This window comes from Streptomyces sp. WI03-4A (assembly GCF_033792105.1).
Taxonomy (GTDB): Bacteria; Actinomycetota; Actinomycetes; order Streptomycetales; family Streptomycetaceae; genus Streptomyces; species Streptomyces collinus_A.
Map to the genome: position 1 here is coordinate 432,131 of NZ_JARAUO010000001.1, position 16,566 is coordinate 448,696.

16 protein-coding genes are annotated in these 16,566 nt (G+C 72.4%); 11 read left to right on the forward strand and 5 right to left on the reverse strand.

Translation table 11 applies throughout. The features are described 5' to 3' along the window. Window positions 1-3: 3 nt before the first annotated feature. Genes PV343_RS01985 through PV343_RS01995 form a run of 3 tightly spaced genes read right to left on the reverse strand, consistent with a single transcriptional unit; the run spans window position 4 to window position 3,232 of the window. Window positions 4-1,086, reverse strand: coding sequence for an acyl-CoA dehydrogenase family protein (locus PV343_RS01985; protein WP_319144986.1), 1,083 nt, complete (start codon window positions 1,084-1,086; stop codon window positions 4-6). Beyond that, a complete protein-coding gene (locus PV343_RS01990) occupies window positions 1,083-2,264 on the reverse strand; it encodes an acyl-CoA dehydrogenase family protein (protein ID WP_319144987.1) in 1,182 nt (393 codons plus the stop codon). The genes PV343_RS01985 and PV343_RS01990 overlap by 4 nt, the downstream gene beginning before the upstream one ends. Continuing rightward, window positions 2,261-3,232, reverse strand: a complete 972-nt coding sequence (locus PV343_RS01995; RefSeq protein WP_319144988.1) for an NADPH:quinone oxidoreductase family protein — start codon at window positions 3,230-3,232, stop codon at window positions 2,261-2,263. Before PV343_RS01995 ends, PV343_RS01990 begins: the two co-directional genes overlap by 4 nt. Window positions 3,233-3,428: 196 nt before the next feature. Here PV343_RS01995 and PV343_RS02000 point away from each other — a divergent pair, with 196 nt between their 5' ends. The 7 genes from PV343_RS02000 to PV343_RS02030 all read left to right on the forward strand — a co-directional run bounded on the left by PV343_RS02000 (window position 3,429) and on the right by PV343_RS02030 (window position 10,341). Beyond that, window positions 3,429-4,967, forward strand: coding sequence for an ATP-dependent DNA ligase (locus PV343_RS02000; RefSeq protein WP_319144989.1), 1,539 nt, complete (start codon window positions 3,429-3,431; stop codon window positions 4,965-4,967). After that, a complete protein-coding gene (locus tag PV343_RS02005) occupies window positions 4,964-5,437 on the forward strand; it encodes an NUDIX domain-containing protein (protein ID WP_319144990.1) in 474 nt (157 codons plus the stop codon). The genes PV343_RS02000 and PV343_RS02005 overlap by 4 nt, the downstream gene beginning before the upstream one ends. Before the next feature lie 75 nt (window positions 5,438-5,512). Beyond that, on the forward strand, window positions 5,513-6,898 hold the full coding sequence (locus PV343_RS02010) for an NADP-dependent succinic semialdehyde dehydrogenase (protein WP_319144991.1): 1,386 nt from the start codon (window positions 5,513-5,515) through the stop codon (window positions 6,896-6,898). 25 nt (window positions 6,899-6,923) lie between these two features. Next, a complete protein-coding gene (locus PV343_RS02015) occupies window positions 6,924-7,154 on the forward strand; it encodes a DUF6213 family protein (RefSeq protein ID WP_043477773.1) in 231 nt (76 codons plus the stop codon). Between the two features lie 283 nt (window positions 7,155-7,437). Continuing rightward, on the forward strand, window positions 7,438-8,502 hold the full coding sequence (locus PV343_RS02020) for a type III polyketide synthase (RefSeq protein ID WP_319144992.1): 1,065 nt from the start codon (window positions 7,438-7,440) through the stop codon (window positions 8,500-8,502). After that, complete coding sequence (locus PV343_RS02025) at window positions 8,499-9,725, forward strand: cytochrome P450 (RefSeq protein ID WP_319144993.1); 1,227 nt, start codon at window positions 8,499-8,501, stop codon at window positions 9,723-9,725. The genes PV343_RS02020 and PV343_RS02025 overlap by 4 nt, the downstream gene beginning before the upstream one ends. Before the next feature lie 118 nt (window positions 9,726-9,843). Next, a complete protein-coding gene (locus tag PV343_RS02030; protein WP_319145163.1) occupies window positions 9,844-10,341 on the forward strand; it encodes a cupin domain-containing protein in 498 nt (165 codons plus the stop codon). A 117-nt stretch (window positions 10,342-10,458) separates the two neighbouring features. Here the strand turns inward: PV343_RS02030 and PV343_RS02035 are convergent, their stop codons facing one another. Then, the gene (locus PV343_RS02035; protein WP_319144994.1) at window positions 10,459-11,685 is read right to left on the reverse strand and encodes an acyl-CoA dehydrogenase family protein; all 1,227 of its coding nucleotides are present in this window, start codon (window positions 11,683-11,685) and stop codon (window positions 10,459-10,461) included. A 183-nt stretch (window positions 11,686-11,868) separates the two neighbouring features. Between PV343_RS02035 and PV343_RS02040 the strand changes: the two genes are divergently transcribed. Continuing rightward, a complete protein-coding gene (locus PV343_RS02040; protein ID WP_020938574.1) occupies window positions 11,869-12,513 on the forward strand; it encodes a TetR family transcriptional regulator in 645 nt (214 codons plus the stop codon). Window positions 12,514-12,565: 52 nt separating this feature from the next. Here the strand turns inward: PV343_RS02040 and def are convergent, their stop codons facing one another. Then, window positions 12,566-13,105, reverse strand: a complete 540-nt coding sequence (def, locus tag PV343_RS02045) for a peptide deformylase (protein ID WP_319144995.1) — start codon at window positions 13,103-13,105, stop codon at window positions 12,566-12,568. 150 nt (window positions 13,106-13,255) lie between these two features. Here def and PV343_RS02050 point away from each other — a divergent pair, with 150 nt between their 5' ends. From PV343_RS02050 to PV343_RS02060, 3 genes are all read left to right on the forward strand, one after another. Then, window positions 13,256-14,494, forward strand: a complete 1,239-nt coding sequence (locus PV343_RS02050; RefSeq protein ID WP_319144996.1) for a Mur ligase family protein — start codon at window positions 13,256-13,258, stop codon at window positions 14,492-14,494. A gap of 21 nt (window positions 14,495-14,515) precedes the next feature. Continuing rightward, the gene (locus PV343_RS02055; RefSeq protein WP_319144997.1) at window positions 14,516-15,244 is read left to right on the forward strand and encodes a type 1 glutamine amidotransferase; all 729 of its coding nucleotides are present in this window, start codon (window positions 14,516-14,518) and stop codon (window positions 15,242-15,244) included. Window positions 15,245-15,470: 226 nt separating this feature from the next. Beyond that, window positions 15,471-16,496 (forward strand): 6-phosphofructokinase, encoded by a 1,026-nt coding sequence (locus PV343_RS02060; protein WP_319144998.1) that lies wholly within the window; start codon window positions 15,471-15,473, stop codon window positions 16,494-16,496. Window positions 16,497-16,566: the final 70 nt, after the last annotated feature.

Below are 16,566 nucleotides of genomic sequence, written 5' to 3' on the forward strand. Positions count from 1 at the left end.
GGGTCAGGGCGCCTGGAGGTCGACCAGTGCCGCCAGGGCCGTGCGGTGCGCTCCCGCGGTGCCGTAGGCGAGGGAGTCCGCCTTGGCCCGCTTGAGGTACAGGTGGATCGGGTGCTCCCAGGTCATGCCGATCCCGGCGTGCAGTTGCAGCGCCTCCTCGGCCGCGTGGACGGCGACGGGCGCCGCGTACGCCTGCGCGACGGCGACCGAGACGTCGGTGTCCCGGCCCGAGGCCAGCGCGTCGGCGGCGGCGCGGGCGGCGGCCCGCAGGTTGACCACCTCCAGCCAGAGCTGGGCGAGCCGGTGCTTGAGCGCCTGGAAGCCGCCGACCTGCCGGTTGAACTGCCTGCGCTCCTTCAGGTAGCGGACCGTCTCGGTCAGCGCCCAGTCGGCGACGCCGAATTGCTCCGAGGCGAGCAGCCCCGCGGCGGACCGCAGTGCCTGGCGCACGGCGGGTTCCGCGGCTCCGATCCGGCGGCCGGCCGCGCCGTCGAGGGCGACGGTGGCGAGCGGCCGGGTCAGGTCCAGGGAGATCTGCGGGGTGACGGTCGCCGCGTCGGCGGACACGGCGTACAGACCGCCGTCGTCGGCGGGGACGAGCAGCACGTCGGCGGCGGCCGCGTCGGCGATGCCGGTCAGCTCCCCGTGCAGGGTGCCGCCCTCCAGCCGTACGGCCGGGAAATCGGCGCCCGGGGCGCGGTGCAGGCCGACGGCGAGGACGCCGATGGTCCGCCCGGAGGCCAGCCGGCCGAGCAGTTCCTCGTCCCCGCAGGCCAGCAGGGCCTCGGTGGCCACGACCGCGCTGGTCAGGTAGGGCACGGGGGCGATCGCCCGGCCCAGCTCCTCCAGGACGACGGCCGCCTCCCGGTGCGTGGCGCCCTGGCCGCCGTGGACCTCGGGCACCAGCAGCCCCGCGAGGCCCATGCTCTCGGTGAGCGACTTCCACAGGGCGAGGTCGTGCGGCGCGTCCGACTCTGTGCGGCTGATCACGTCGGCCGGGGCGCAGTGGTCCGTGAGCAGGTCGCGGACGGCCGCGCGCAGCGCCTCTTCCTCCTCGGAGTAGAGGAGATCCCGCTGTTCGCTCATCGGGCGAGGTCCTTCCATGCGACGTCCTTGTCGGTGCGCGGCTCGGCGGGCAGGCCGAGGACCCGCTCGGCGACGATGTTCAGCAGGACCTCGCTGGTCCCGCCCTCGATGCTGTTGCCCTTGGAGCGCAGGTAGCGGTAGCCGGCGTCGCGGCCGGTGAAGTCGACCAGTTCGGGGCGGCGCATGGTCCAGTCGTCGTACGACAGTCCCTCCTCGCCGCGGAGTTCGACCTCCAGGCCGCTGATCGCCTGGTTGAGCCGGGCGAAGGCGAGCTTCATGCCGGCGCCCTCCGGTCCCGGCTGGCCGGCGACGAGCTGCTGGCGCAGGCGTTCACCGGTGAGCCGGGCGACCTCGGCCTCGACCCAGAGGGTCAGCAGCCGCTGGTGCAGGTCGTGGGTGCGCAGCTCCGGGCGCTCCCGCCAGGTCGCTGAGACCGGGCCGATCATGCCGCCCTCGCGGGGCAGCCGCATGCCGCCGATGGCGACGCGCTCGTTGTTCAGGGTGGTCTGGGCGACCCGCCAGCCGTCGCCGATCTCGCCGAGGCGGCGGGTGTCGGGGATGCGGACGCCGGTGAGGAAGACCTCGTTGAACTCGGCCTCGCCGGTGATCTGGCGCAGCGGCCGCACCTCGACACCGGGGTCGGTCATGTCGCACAGGAAGTAGGTGATGCCCGCGTGCTTGGGCACGCCCGGGTCGGTGCGCGCGATGAGGATGGCCCAGCGGGCGACGTGGGCGCTGGAGGTCCACACCTTCTGCCCGTCGACCACCCAGTCGTCGCCCTCCCGTACGGCACGGGTGCCGAGCGCGGCCAGGTCGGAGCCGGCGCCGGGCTCGCTGAAGAGCTGGCACCAGACCTCCTCGCCGGTCCACAGGGGCCGCAGGAAGCGCCGCTTCTGCTCCTCGGTGCCGTAGCGCAGGATGGTCGGCGCGGCCATGCCGAGGCCGATGCCGATGCGCCGGGGGTCGTTGTCCGGGGCGCCGGCGGCCTCCAGCTCGGTGTCGACCACGGTCTGCAGGGAGCGCGGGGCGCCGAGGCCGCCGAGGCCCTCGGGGTAGTGCACCCAGGCGAGGCCGGCGTCGAAGCGGGCCCGGAGGAACTCCAGGCGGTCGGTGCCGGCCGGCGGGTGGGCGGCCAGCAGTTCGGCGGTGCGGCGCCTGAGGTCGTCGGCGTCGGTCATACGGCGGCTCCCTTGTCCATGACCACGGCCACCCGGCCGGTGGTCACACCGTCGGCGACGCGCTGCACGGCCGCGGCGGCTGCGTCGAGCGGCACCCGCTCGCTCACCAGCGGCTTGATCGCACCGCTGGCGGCCAGTGCGGTCAGCTCCTCGTGGCAGCGCAGGATGAGCTTCGGGTTCTTGGTGGCGTACAGGCCCCAGTGCAGGCCGAGGATGGCGTAGTTCTTCACCAGCGCGTGGTTGAGGGCCGGGCTGGGGATGGTGCCGCTCGCGAAGCCGACGACGACGATCCGGCCCTCGAAGGCGACGAGCTTGGCGGACTGGGTGTAGGCCTCACCGCCCACCGGGTCGTAGACCACGTCGGCGCCCCGGCCGCCGGTGGCCTCCTTGACGGCCGCGATCACGTCCTCGGCGTGCCGGTCGACCACCACGTCACAGCCCAGTTCGCGGGCCACGGCGGCCTTCCGCGCGCCGCCGACCACGCCGATCACGGTGGCCCCGGCCGCCTTGCCGAGCTGCACGGCCGCGCTGCCGACACCGCCGGCGGCGGCGTGCACGAGCAGGGTCTCCCCGGCCTCGAGGCGGGCCCTGCGGTGCAGGCCGAACCAGCCCGTCTGGTAGCCGATGTGCAGCGCGGCGGCCTCGGCGTCGTCCAGCGAGTCGGGCGCCGGCAGCAGGGCGCGGGCGTCGGCGAGGGCGTACTCGGCGAAGCCGCCGTGAGGCAGGGCCGGGTTGGCGAGCACCCGGCGGCCGTCCTCGGTCTCGCCGCAGATCTCCACGCCGGGCGTGAAGGGCAGCGGCGGCCGTACCTGGTACTGGCCGCGGCAGAGCAGGGCGTCCGGGAAGTTGATGTTGGCGGCCCGCACGCGGAGCAGCACCTGACCCTCGCCGGGCGTGGGCCGCTCCACCTCCGCCAGGCGCATCACCTCGCCCGGCTCGCCGTTCTCGTGCACTTGCCATGCCTGCATGGGGGCCTCCACGGGACTGCTTCGTCTGACCGGGTCCACCGCATACTAAGCGGTCGCTTGCCGATCGGGGAACAGTCGATCGCGTCACTCGCGCCGGCCGCACCGTACGCGCCCTTACCCGCATCCTCTCGCCCCGCGACCGGCCCCGCGGTCCGAGCAGGGTGTAGAGCGTGGGCCGCCGGGTCACATTGACTGCATGCTGCTGACCCGGCTCGCGGAGGTTTCCCGGGAGGTGGCCGCCACGGCGGCCAGATCCCGCAAGACCGCCCTGCTCGCGGAGCTCTTCCGGGAGGCGGAGGCGGACGACGTGCCCATCGTCATCCCCTATCTGGCCGGACGGCTCCCCCAGGGACGCCTCGGCGTCGGCTGGAAGGTGCTGGGCCGCCCGGTGCCGCCCGCCGCCGAGCCCTCGCTCACCGTGCGGGAGGTCGACGCCCGGCTCGGCGAGCTGGGCAAGGTGTCCGGCCCCGGCTCCCAGGCCGAGCGCGCCCGGATCGTCGGCGAGCTGATGGGCGCGGCCACCGAGGGCGAGCAGCGCTTCCTGCTCGGCCTGCTGACCGGCGAGGTCCGGCAGGGCGCGCTGGACGCGGTCGCCGTGGAGGGCCTGGCCCGGGCGACCGGCGCGGACGCGGCGGACGTACGGCGGGCGGTGATGCTCGCCGGGTCGCTGCAGACGGTGGCGCAGGCGCTGCTGGCCGACGGGCCCGGGGCCCTGGACCGGTTCCGGCTCACCGTCGGCCGTCCGGTGCTGCCGATGCTGGCGCACAGCGCCTCCTCGGTCGCCGAGGCGGTGGAGAAGCTCGGCGCGTGCGCGGTGGAGGAGAAGCTGGACGGCATCCGCGTGCAGGTGCACCGGGAGGGCAGCGCGGTACGGGTCCACACCCGCACCCTGGACGACATCACCGACCGGCTGCCCGAGGTGACCCGCGCGGCTCTGGCCCTGGCGAGCGAACGGTTCATCCTGGACGGCGAGGTGCTCTCCTTCGACGCGACCGGCCGGCCGCGCTCCTTCCAGGAGACGGCGGGGCGGGTGGGCTCCCGGGTGGACGTGGCGCGGGCGGCCGAGGAGGTGCCCGTCTCCCCCGTCTTCTTCGACCTGCTGTCGGTGGACGGCGTGGACCTGCTCGACCTGCCCTTCGCCGAGCGGCACGCGATGCTCAGCGATCTGGTGCCCGCCCCGATGCGGGTCCGCCGCACGGTCGCCTCCGGTCCCGAGCACATCCCCGAGGCGGAGCGTTTCCTCGCCGACACGCTGGCCCGGGGCCACGAAGGCGTGGTCGTCAAGGCGCTGGACGCCCCGTACAGCGCGGGCCGGCGCGGCGCGTCGTGGCTGAAGGTCAAGCCCGTGCACACGCTGGACCTGGTGGTGCTGGCCGCCGAGTGGGGGCACGGCCGCCGCACCGGCCGGCTCTCCAACCTGCATCTCGGCGCCCGCACCCCGGACGGCGGCTTCGCGATGCTCGGCAAGACCTTCAAGGGCATGACCGACGCGATGCTCGTCTGGCAGACCGGAAGACTCGGGGAACTGGCCGTCGAGGAGCACGGCTGGGGGGTCACGGTGCGCCCCGAACTCGTCGTGGAGATCGCCTACGACGGTCTGCAGCGCTCCTCCCGCTACCCGGCCGGCGTCACCCTGCGCTTCGCGCGCGTGGTCCGCTACCGCGAGGACAAACGGCCCGAGGAGGCCGATACGGTGGAGGCCCTGCTGGCGGCTCACCCGGAGGTCGGGCCGTGACGGCGCGTGCGGCCAGGCGCAGTGCGGGACTCCTGCTGTTCCGGCACACCGACGCCCGTCTCGAGGTGCTGCTCGGCCACATGGGCGGACCGTTCTTCGCGAAGAAGGACGCGGGCGCGTGGACCGTGCCCAAGGGCGAGTACGCACCGGACGAGCCCGCCTGGGAGGCGGCCCGGCGGGAGTTCCGCGAGGAGCTGGGTCTCGCGCCGCCGGACGGGACGGCCCTGGCGCTGGGCGAGGTCACGCAGGCCAACGGCAAGATCGTCACGGCGTGGGCGATCGAGGCGGACCTGGACCCCGCGGCGATCGAGCCGGGGACCTTCACCATGGAGTGGCCGCCGAGGTCGGGCCGCACGGCGGAGTTCCCGGAGCTGGACCGGGTTGCCTGGTTCGGTCTCGACCGGGCCCGTGCCGTGATCATCCCGGCCCAGTCCGCGTTTCTGGACCGGCTGGCGGAGCACTCGGCCTGAACAGGGGCCCACGCGTTGCGATCGGCGCAGTCGCGCGCGAAGGTCGAAGCAAGCCCGCTCCCAGGGAGGCCAGCCATGCCCATCGCCACGGTGAACCCGGCCAACGGCGAGACGCTCAAGACGTACGAGCCCATGGGCGAGGAGGAGCTGGAACGCCGGCTCCAGCTCGCCGAGGCGACGTTCCGCACGTACCGGACGACCTCCTTCGCCGAACGCGCGCGCATGCTGAACAAGGCCGCCGACCTGCTGGACGAGGACCAGCGGGAGATCGGCCGGGTGATGACCACCGAGATGGGCAAGCCGGTCACGCAGGCCCGCGCGGAGGCCGCGAAGTGCGCCAAGGCGATGCGCTGGTACGCCGAACGCGCCGAGGGGCTGCTGGCCGACGAGGAGCCGCCCGCGGTGGACGTGAGCGACTCCGGCGCCTCCCGGGTGCGGGTGACCTACCGGCCGCTGGGCCCGGTCCTCGCCGTCATGCCGTGGAACTTCCCGCTCTGGCAGGTGGTCCGGTTCGCCGCGCCCGCGCTGATGGCGGGCAACGTGGGCCTGCTCAAGCACGCCTCGAACGTGCCCCAGACGGCCCTGTACCTGGAGGACCTCTTCCACCGGGCGGGCTTCCCCGAGGGCTGCTTCCAGACCCTGCTGATCGGCTCGGGCGCGGTGGACGACGTCCTGCGCGACGAGCGGGTGAAGGCCGCGACGCTCACGGGCAGCGAGCCGGCCGGCCGCGCGGTGGCCTCCACCGCCGGCGAGATGATCAAGAAGACGGTGCTGGAGCTGGGCGGCAGCGACCCGTACGTCGTCATGCCCTCCGCCGACCTCGACCGGGCGGCGCGGGTCGCCGTGACCGCGCGGGTGCAGAACAACGGGCAGTCCTGCATCGCGGCCAAGCGATTCATCGTGCACACGGACGTCTACGACGCCTTCGCCGAGAAGTTCGTCGCGGGCATGGAGGCGCTCAGGATCGGCGACCCGCTGGAGGAGGACACCGAGGTCGGGCCCCTCGCCAGCGAACAGGGACGCACCGACCTGGAGGAACTGGTCGACGACGCGAAGCGCAGCGGGGCCCGGGTGCTGTGCGGCGGGGAGCGGCCGGACGGGCCGGGCTGGTACTACCCGCCGACCGTGCTGGCCGGCATCACCCGGGAGATGCGCATCCACCGCGAGGAGGCGTTCGGGCCGGTCGCCACGCTGTACCGGGCCGCCGACCTGGACGAGGCGCTCCTGATCGCGAACGACTCCCCGTTCGGACTGAGTTCGAACGTGTGGACCCGGGACGAGAACGAGGTGGAGCGGTTCGCCCGGGACCTGGAGGCGGGCGCGGTGTACGTCAACGGGATGACCGCCTCGCACCCGGCGTTCCCGTTCGGCGGCGTGAAGCGGTCCGGGTACGGCCGTGAGCTGTCCGGGCACGGAATCCGGGAGTTCTGCAACATCACCACGGTTTGGCAGGGTGCGTGAGCGCCGCGCGGCTACCATCCCGATTGTGAACCGCGAAGTGACTCTGCCTCTGATCGTCGACGACCGCGGTACCTTGCAGGTGGCGGCGGCCGACGTGAGTAAGTTGTTGCGGACCGTGGGCGGGCGGTGGCTGCATCTCGTCGAGGCCGGGGAGCAGCTCGACGAGGACACCGTGGCCGCTTTGACCATCGAGCTGGCGAAGCTGGCGGACCGCATCGACGTGGCCTGCATCGCACACAGCAGCGGGGCGCCGTAGCGGCTCCCGCCGGCCGGGCGCGTACCGGGCACAAAGTCCCCTGCGATGAGAGAAGTCGAGGGTCGCGGCAGCCGCTGCGGCCCTCCTTCCGCGTCCTCCCCCGAGCCGTCACGGGGCCGGGACCGGTCACAGCCCGTTGTCCCCGATTCGGAGTAATCCGACGAGAGATCGTCAGCCCCTCGGGTGAACCTGGGTGGACCACCTCCGGGTGGACCACCTCCGGGTGGACCACCTTCTGACCGGCGGGCGCAGGTCTGCCGGACGGCGAAAGCAGGGACGGCTCATGGCTACTTTGTGCAGACCCTCGGTGTCCGTACCCGAACACGTGATCACGATGGAGGAGACGCTGGATCTGGCCCGTGAGCACCACGCGGACCACCCCCAGCTCCCCCTGGCCCTCCGGCTGATCGAGAACACGGGAGTCCGCACCCGGCACATCGTGCAGCCCATCGAGGAGACCCTGAAGCACCCCGGGTTCGAGGACCGCAACAAGCTCTACGAGGCCGAGGCCAAGGCCCGCGTCCCCGCGGTGATCCAGCAGGCGCTCGACGAGGCGGAACTCCTGACCACGGACATCGACGTGATCATCTACGTGTCGTGCACGGGCTTCATGATGCCCTCGCTGACCGCGTGGCTGATCAACGAGATGGACTTCTCGAGCACCACCCGCCAGCTCCCCATAGCCCAGCTGGGCTGCGCGGCCGGCGGCGCGGCCATCAACCGGGCCCACGACTTCTGTTCGGCCTACCCGGAGGGCAACGCGCTCATCGTGGCCTGCGAGTTCTGCTCGCTGTGCTACCAGCCCACCGACCTCGGCGTCGGGTCGCTGCTGTCCAACGGCCTGTTCGGCGACGGCATCGCGGCCGCAGTGGTACGCGGCCGGGGCGGCACGGGCGTACAGCTGGAGCGCAACGGGTCGTACCTGATCCCCAAGACCGAGGACTGGATCGCCTACGACGTCCGGGCCACCGGTTTCCACTTCCTGCTGGACAAGCGGGTGCCGACCACCATGGAGCCACTCGCCCCGGCGCTCCAGGAACTCGCGGGCAACCACGGCTGGGACGCCTCCGACCTGGACTTCTACATCATCCACGCGGGCGGTCCCCGAATACTCGACGACCTGAGCAAGTTCCTCAAGGTCGACCCGCACGCGTTCCGGTTCAGCCGGTCCACGCTCACCGAGTACGGCAACATCGCGAGCGCCGTCGTGCTGGACGCGCTGCGCCGCCTGTTCGACGAGGGCGGTGCCGAGCACCGGGCGCGCGGGCTGCTCGCCGGGTTCGGCCCCGGCATCACCGCGGAGATGACCGTGGGCCGCTGGGTCCAGGACGGTGAGATGACGCGATGATCGAAGAGACCCTGACCGAGCCGGCCGGCGAGGCGCTGCCTCCGGTGCGGCACTGGCCGGCCGTCGACCTGGCCGGCACGGACTTCGACCCGGTGCTCACCGAGCTGATGGGCGAGGGCCCCCTCACCCGCGTCCAGCTGCCCAACGGCGAGGGCTGGGCGTGGCTGGTCACCCGCTACGACGACGTGCGCATGGTGGCCAACGACCCCCGTTTCAGCCGCGAGGCCGTGATGGGCCGTCAAGTGACCCGGCTCGCCCCGCACTTCATACCGGACCGGGGCGCGGTCGGCTTCCTGGACCCGCCCGACCACACCAGGCTGCGCCGCGCGGTCGCCGCCGCCTTCACCTCCAAGGGGGTGGAGCGGATCCGCGGCAAGGCGCGCGTGATGCTGGACGAGCTGGTCGACGAACTGCTCCAGGACGGCCCGCCCGCCGACCTGACGGCGGCGGTGCTCGGCCCCTTCCCCATCGCGGTGATCTGCGAGCTGATGGGGGTCCCGGCCGCCGACCGGCACGCGATGCACACCTGGACCCAGATGATCCTGTCCTCCTCGCACGGCAAGGACGTCAGCGAGAAGGCCAAACGCGAGATGAGCGCGTACTTCTCCGACCTCGTCGGGCTGCGCGAGGGCAGCACGGGCGAGGACGTCGCCTCGCTGCTGGGTGCCGCGGTGGGCCGGGCCGAGATCACGCTGGAGGAGGCGGTCGGTCTCGCGGTGCTGCTGCAGATCGGCGGCGAGGCGGTCACCAACAACAGCGGCCAGATGTTCCATCTGCTGCTGAGCCGCCCAGAGCTGGTGGAGCGGCTGCGCTCCGACCCCGGGATCCGCCCGCGGGCGATCGACGAGCTGCTGCGCTGGATCCCGCACCGCAACGCCGTCGGGCTGTCCCGGATCGCCCTGGAGGACGTGGACGTCCGGGGCATGAGGATCCGGGCCGGCGACGCGGTCTACGTGTCCTACCTGGCCGCGAACCGCGACCCGGAGGTCTTTCCCGACCCGGAGGTCATCGACTTCTCCCGCAGTCCCAACCCGCACGTGGCGTTCGGCTTCGGCCCGCACTACTGCCCCGGCGGGATGCTGGCCAGGCTGGAGTCGGAACTGCTGGTGGACGCCCTGCTGGACCGGGTGCCCGGCATGAGGCTGGCCGTGCCGCCGGAGCAGGTGACCTTCAGGAAGGGCGCGTTGATCCGTGGTCCCGAGGCCCTGCCCGTGACGTGGTGAGCGGCCGATGACGACGACCGAGGGGCTGGCGGTACCGGAAGGGCCCGCGGCCCGGGGAGTGGCACCGGCGCAGGCGGAGGCGCCGGTGCAGGAGACGGCGCCGCCCGAGGGGCTGCTGGTGCCGCCGGGGCACGGCCGCGTCGTGGAGACGCCCGCCCAGCGTGTGACGTTCAAGGTCACCGGCACGCACTCGCGGATGGCCTCCACCTTCGAGGTGGAGGTCCCGCCGGGCTTCGACGTCGGCGCCCATGTGCACACCCGCAGCGAGGAGTTGTTCTACGTCCTGGAGGGCGAACTGGACGTGCTCGCCTTCGAGCCGCGCATCCGCACCCCCGACCACTGGCAGCGCTGGGAGTCGGTCTCGGGCACCCGGGTGGTCCGGGCGACTCCGGGCACGGTGATCGTCGTGCCCCCCGGGTGTCCGCACGCGTTCGCCAACCCGACGGACACGCCCGCGAAGATGTTCTTCCAGGCGTCTCCCCCGCCGGACCACGAGCGCTACTTCGAGGAGCTGCTGGAGATCCTGGGCAACGGCGGCCCTCCCGACCAGGCCGCCATCGAGGAGCTGCGGGCGAAGTACGACATCCAGCAGCTCACCCCGCTCAGGCACCGGTGAGCGCGCCGGCCGACGGGTGCGCGGGGAGCGCGCCGGCCGGAAGGGGCGCGGGGAGCCGCCCGGCAGGCCACGACGGACGGCCGGCCGCGCTCCCGCACCCCGTCGGCGCCGTCGGCGCTAGCGGATCGGCATGCCCGACAGGGTCCGCGCGATGACCAGCCGCTGGATCTCGCTGGTCCCCTCGAAGATCGTGTAGATCGCGCTGTCCCGGTGCATCCGCTCCACCGGGTACTCCCGGGTGTAGCCGTTGCCGCCCAGGATCTGGATGGCCTGCGCGCTCACCTTCTTCGCGGTCTCGCTCGCGAAGAGCTTCGACATCGACCCCTCGGCCGCGGTGAACGGCTTGCCGTTGACCGCCATCCAGGAGGCGCGCCACACCAGCAGACGGGCCGCGTCGATCTGGGTCCGCATGTCCGCGAGCTGGAAGGCGATGCCCTGGTTGTCGATGATCGGGCGCCCGAACTGCTCGCGGGTCTTCGCGTAGTCGAGGGCGACCTCGTAGGCGGCCCGGGCGGTGCCGACCGCCATCGCGCCCACGGCCGGCCGCGATGCCTCGAAGGTGGCCATGGCCGCGTTCTTCACCCGCTCGCCGCCCGCCCTGGCCTTCTCGCGGGCGCGGGCGAGGCGCTCGTCCAGCTTCTCCTTGCCGCCGAGCAGGCAGGAGCCGGGAACCCGGACGTCGTCGAGGACGACCTCGGCGGTGTGCGAGGCGCGGATGCCGTGCTTCTTGAACTTCTGGCCCTGCGCGAGCCCCGGCGTGCCCGGCGGGACGATGAAGGATGCGTGGCCCTTCGAGCCCAGCTCCGGGTCTACGCTGGCGACGACGACGTGGACGTTGGCGATGCCGCCGTTGGTGGCCCAGGTCTTCGTGCCGTTGATCACCCACTCGTCCTTGGCCTCGTCGTACACGGCACGCGTGCGCAGGGAGGCGACGTCGGAGCCGGCGTCGGGCTCGGAGGAGCAGAACGCGGCCACCTTGACGTCGTTCGCGTCGCCGTACATCTGGGGGATCCAGGTGCCGATCTGCTCCTCGGTCCCGTTGGCGAGAACGCCCACGGCGGCCAGGCCCGTGCCCACAATGGAGAGGGCGATGCCCGCGTCGCCCCAGAACAACTCCTCCATGGCCATCGGGATGCCGAGGCCGGTGGGGTCGAAGTACTGCTGCGCGTAGAAGTCGAGGGAGTAGATGCCGACCTTCGCCGCCTCCTGGATGACCGGCCAGGGGGTTTCCTCACGCTCGTCCCATTCGGCGGCCGCGGGACGGATCACGTCGGCGGCGAAGCCGTGCAGCCAGTCCCGGACCTCCTTCTGTTCGTCGTTGAGCTCCATGGTGAACTCGGCCATGTCCCCTCCAGCGGCGGTGCGTGCACTGTTGCCAGTGATGTTACTAACGGTAACGCGAGTGTGTTACCGACCGGTAGTGAAAGTCAACTCCCGATGACGCCTCGGCATCCCGTTCGATGTCAGGCACACCGACAGTGTTAGTTTGCGCAGGCGTCACCGAATCAGCACGGGTGGGGAGAGCACATGGACACCACACAGCGGACCGATCAGCAGCGATCAGCCGACCGACGACGGCGCGAACTGCTGGAGGCCGCCGACCGGGTGGTGCTGCGCGACGGCCCGCAGGCCTCGATGAACGCGATCGCCGCGGAGGCGGGCATCACCAAGCCGATCCTCTACCGCCACTTCGGCGACAAGGGCGGCCTCTACGCCGCGCTCGCCACGCGGCACACCGACGCGCTCCTCGCCTCGCTGCGGGCGGCCCTCGACGCCCCCGCCGACCGGCGCGAGCGGGTCGAGGCCACCCTCGACACCTACCTCGCGGCCATCGAGGCCAGGCCCCAGGTGTACCGGTTCCTGATGCACCCCGCGGAGGGCAGCACCGGCGGCGACCAGGGCTTCGACGTGGGCAAGCACTCGGCCCCGCTGCTGCGGCGGATGGGCGAGGAGCTGGCCCAGGTCATCGAGGAGCGGCTCGACCTCGGCCCCGGCAGCCAGCAGCTCGCGAGGGTGTGGGGGCACGGGATCGTCGGGATGATGCACGCGGCCGGCGACTGGTGGCTGGGCGAGCGGCCCTGCTCCCGCGCCGAACTCGTGCGCTCCCTCGCCGACCTGCTGTGGGGACGCCTCGCGGCGGCGGGCGACAAGGTCGGCGGCCCCGGCTTCTGACGACCGCGGGCCGGGGCACCGCCGCCCGGCACCCAGTTCAACGGTGCCCCGTTCAGCGGTGCCAGGAAGCGCGGCGGACCTGCCGCAGCAGCCTGCCGCGGCGCCAGCCCGTCAGGCGGTCGGCGTACACCGTGCCCTCCAGGTGGTCGTACTCGTGCTGGAGGCACCGGGCGAAGAACCCGGTGCCGTGCACGGTGACCGGCTCCCCCGTCGCCGTGAAGCCCTCGACCACCGCGTGGTCGTACCGCTCCGTGCCCGCCTCCAGACCCGGCAGCGAGAGGCAGCCCTCCGGCCCCCGGACCACCACGCCGTCCTTCTCCACCAGCCGCGCGTTCACGACATGTCCGAGATGCCGCACATCGTCGTCGTCCGGGCAGTCGTAGACGAACACCCTCAGCGGGACGCCGATCTGGTTGGCGGCCAGGCCCACCCCCCGGGCCGCGTACATGGTCGCGAACAAGTCCTCCACAAGTGCCGCCAGTTCGGGGCCGAAGTCGGTGACGTCCGCACAGGACCCGCGCAGAACGGGGTCCGGGAGCAGGGAAAGCGGCCGGACGCGCCCGTGGGCGCCCGGGATCGAGCCGTGTCGCATGGCGGCAAGGGTACGGTTCGTTCAGCTCGTGCAGGCCGCACGGTACGGGCCGGGATTCGGGTGTGCGAATGGATCTCGATAGGCTGAGGTCCACACCATGCTGCCGGATGCCCCCTGGCGCGGCGCGTACGCAAGGAGGATCGAGAACTGATGGCAGGCAACTCGGACCCGCTCTCGCCGCGGGCCAAGCTGGCCGTGACCGCGGGCAAGGCGGTCGCTGCGGCATCGCGCGCCGCGGGACGCGGCAGCGGTTCGGTGATCGGCGGCCGGGTCGCGCTGAAACTCGACCCCGACCTCCTCGGACGGCTCGCGCAGAATTTGGACGTCGTCCTGGTGTCCGCCACCAACGGCAAGACCACGACCACCCGGCTCATCGCCGAGGCGCTGCGCGCCGCGGGTCCGGTCGTGTCGAACGCGCTCGGCGCCAACATGCCGGCCGGCATCACCTCGGCACTGGCGGGCGGCTCGGAGTCGAAGTTCGGTGTCATCGAGGTCGACGAGAAGTACCTGGCCGGGGTGGCCCGGGACACCGGCCCGAAGTGCATCGCCCTGCTGAATCTGTCCCGCGACCAGCTCGACCGGGCCGCCGAGACGCGCATGCTCGCCGAGAACTGGCGTGAGGGCCTGGCCGGCTCCAAGGCCGTGGTCGTCGCCAACTGCGACGACCCGCTGGTGGTCTGGGCCGCCTCCTCCTCCCCGAACGTGGTCTGGGTCGCGGCCGGGCAGATGTGGAAGGACGACGCCTGGTCCTGCCCGTCGTGCGGTGGCGTGATGCAGCGCCCCGGCGACGACTGGTTCTGCGGCGAGTGCGGTTTCCGCCGGCCGACGCCGACCTGGGCGCTCTCCGGCGACCACGTGCTGGACCCGCACGGGTCCGCCTGGCCGATCCACCTCCAGCTGCCCGGCCGCGCCAACAAGGCGAACGCGGCCAGCTCCGCGGCCGTCGCCGCCGTCTTCGGCGTACCGCCGCAGGTCGCGCTGGAGCGGATGTACCAGGTGCAGGCGGTGGCCGGACGCTACGACGTGGTCCAGTTCCAGAATCGCGACCTCCGGCTGCTGCTGGCCAAGAACCCGGCCGGCTGGCTGGAGACGTTCTCCCTGATCGACCCGCCGCCGACCCCGGTGATCCTCTCCGTGAACGCGCGCGGCGCCGACGGCACGGACACCTCCTGGCTGTGGGACGTCGACTACACCCGGCTGACCGGTCACCCGATCTTCGTCATCGGTGACCGCAAGCTGGACCTCGCCGTTCGACTGGAGGTGGCCAACCAGCACTTCCAGGTCTGCGAGAACCTCGACCAGGCCGTGCAGCAGGCCCCGCCGGGGCGTATCGAGGTCATCGCGAACTACACCGCGTTCCAGGACCTGCGCCGCCGCGTCGGCAACTGATCGGGAAAGGGCCATCACCTCATGAGCGACAACCAACTCCGGCTGGTGTGGATCTACCCGGACCTGCTGAGCACCTACGGCGACCAGGGCAACGCCCTCGTCGTGGAGCGCCGCGCCCGGCAGCGCGGTCTGGACGTGGCACGGCTCGACGTGCGCAGCGACCAGCCGATCCCGACCTCCGGCGACATCTACCTGATCGGCGGCGGCGAGGACCGTCCGCAGCGGCTCGCGGCCGAGCGGCTGCGCCGCGACGGCCATCTGCAGCAGGCGGTGCAGAACGGCGCGATCGTGTTCTCGGTCTGCGCCGGCTACCAGATCCTGGGCCACGAGTTCATCAACGACCTCGGCCAGCGCGAGCCGGGCCTCGGTCTGCTCGACGTCGTGTCGGTGCGCGGCGAGGGCGAGCGGTGCGTCGGTGACGTGCTCGGGGACATCGACCCGCAGCTCGGCCTGCCCCAGCTGACCGGCTTCGAGAACCACCAGGGCGTGACCCATCTCGGTCCGACCGCCCGCCCGTTCGCCCGCGTGCAGATCGGCAAGGGCAACGGCACCGGGGACGGCACGGAGGGCGCGTACAACGGCACGGTCTTCGGCACGTACATGCACGGGCCGGTGCTCGCCCGCAACCCGCAGATCGCCGACCTGCTGCTGAAGCTGGCGCTGGACGTCAACGCGCTGCCGCCGACCGACGACCGGTGGTACGAGGCGCTCCGCGACGAGCGCATCGCGGCTGCGCAGCAGCCTGCGTAGGTACTGCCGCACAGCAGCCTGGGCGGGTGCCGTCTCAGGCTGCTGTCAGCGTCTTCCGGCATGCTCGTGGGAGCCCGCCTGACCGGCCGTCCGCTCACATGTGCGGGCGCGTCCAGCAGGCGGACGCCCGCTACGGAGCCACCCCCTCCCGCCGGTAGGGTGGCCGGGAATCCGCCGGACGCCGTGGTCCGGTTTCCCGGCCCACGTTGAGAAGGTAAATCGGGCTATGCGCATTGGTGTCCTCACGTCCGGCGGCGACTGCCCCGGCCTGAACGCCGTCATCCGGTCCGTCGTGCACCGTGCCGTCGCCGACCACGGCGACGAGGTCATCGGTTTCCGGGACGGCTGGAAGGGCCTCCTGGAGTGCGACTACACGAAGCTCGACCTCGATGCCGTGGGGGGCATCCTGGCGCGCGGCGGCACGATCCTCGGCTCTTCCCGGGTCCGTCCCGAGCACCTGCGGGACGGGGTCGAGCGGGCCCGGGGCCACGTCGCGGAACTCGGTCTCGACGCGATCATCCCGATCGGCGGTGAGGGCACCCTGAAGGCGGCCCGGCTGCTGTCGGACAACGGGCTGCCCATCGTGGGCGTGCCCAAGACCATCGACAACGACATCGCTGTCACCGACGTCACCTTCGGCTTCGACACGGCCGTCGGCGTCGCCACCGAGGCCCTCGACCGGCTGAAGACCACCGCCGAGTCCCACCAGCGCGTGCTCATCGTGGAGGTCATGGGCCGGCACACGGGCTGGATCGCGCTGCACTCCGGCATGGCGGCCGGCGCGCACGCCATCGTCGTACCGGAACGCCCCTTCGACATCGACGAACTGACGAAGCGGGTGGGCGCCCGGTTCGCGGCGGGCAAGCGGTTCGCCATCGTGGTCGCCGCCGAGGGCGCCAAGCCGCGGCGCGGCTCCATGGAGTTCGACGAGGGCGGCAAGGACATCTACGGTCACGAGCGCTTCGCGGGCATCGCGCGCCAGCTCTCCGTCGAGCTGGAGCACCGGCTCGGCAAGGAGGCGCGGCCGGTGATCCTGGGCCATGTGCAGCGCGGTGGCACACCGACGGCCTACGACCGGGTGCTGGCCACGCGGTTCGGCTGGCACGCGGTGGAGGCGGTGCACCGGGGCGAGTTCGGGATGATGACCGCCCTGCGGGGCACCGACATCGTGATGGTGTCGCTCGCCGAGGCCGTGGAGACGCTGAAGACGGTGCCCGCCGGGCGGTACGACGAGGCGGAGTGCGTGCTGTAGTTCACCCCGGTACAACCCGCCCCCGGTCACGTCCGTGACCGGGGGCGGTTCTACTCTTGGGGGCGGACAG

What these genes read in the sequence shown, in the direction of transcription:
- PV343_RS01985 (WP_319144986.1), bottom strand. Translation starts at nt 1,086, where the DNA reads ATGAGCGAACAGCGGGATCTCCTCTACTCCGAGGAGGAAGAGGCGCTG.
- PV343_RS01990 (WP_319144987.1), bottom strand. Translation starts at nt 2,264, where the DNA reads ATGACCGACGCCGACGACCTCAGGCGCCGCACCGCCGAACTGCTGGCC.
- PV343_RS01995 (WP_319144988.1), bottom strand. Translation starts at nt 3,232, where the DNA reads ATGCAGGCATGGCAAGTGCACGAGAACGGCGAGCCGGGCGAGGTGATG.
- PV343_RS02000 (WP_319144989.1), top strand. Translation starts at nt 3,429, where the DNA reads ATGCTGCTGACCCGGCTCGCGGAGGTTTCCCGGGAGGTGGCCGCCACG.
- PV343_RS02010 (WP_319144991.1), top strand. Translation starts at nt 5,513, where the DNA reads ATGCCCATCGCCACGGTGAACCCGGCCAACGGCGAGACGCTCAAGACG.
- PV343_RS02020 (WP_319144992.1), top strand. Translation starts at nt 7,438, where the DNA reads ATGGCTACTTTGTGCAGACCCTCGGTGTCCGTACCCGAACACGTGATC.
- PV343_RS02025 (WP_319144993.1), top strand. Translation starts at nt 8,499, where the DNA reads ATGATCGAAGAGACCCTGACCGAGCCGGCCGGCGAGGCGCTGCCTCCG.
- PV343_RS02035 (WP_319144994.1), bottom strand. Translation starts at nt 11,685, where the DNA reads ATGGCCGAGTTCACCATGGAGCTCAACGACGAACAGAAGGAGGTCCGG.
- PV343_RS02040 (WP_020938574.1), top strand. Translation starts at nt 11,869, where the DNA reads ATGGACACCACACAGCGGACCGATCAGCAGCGATCAGCCGACCGACGA.
- def (WP_319144995.1), bottom strand. Translation starts at nt 13,105, where the DNA reads ATGCGACACGGCTCGATCCCGGGCGCCCACGGGCGCGTCCGGCCGCTT.
- PV343_RS02050 (WP_319144996.1), top strand. Translation starts at nt 13,256, where the DNA reads ATGGCAGGCAACTCGGACCCGCTCTCGCCGCGGGCCAAGCTGGCCGTG.
- PV343_RS02055 (WP_319144997.1), top strand. Translation starts at nt 14,516, where the DNA reads ATGAGCGACAACCAACTCCGGCTGGTGTGGATCTACCCGGACCTGCTG.
- PV343_RS02060 (WP_319144998.1), top strand. Translation starts at nt 15,471, where the DNA reads ATGCGCATTGGTGTCCTCACGTCCGGCGGCGACTGCCCCGGCCTGAAC.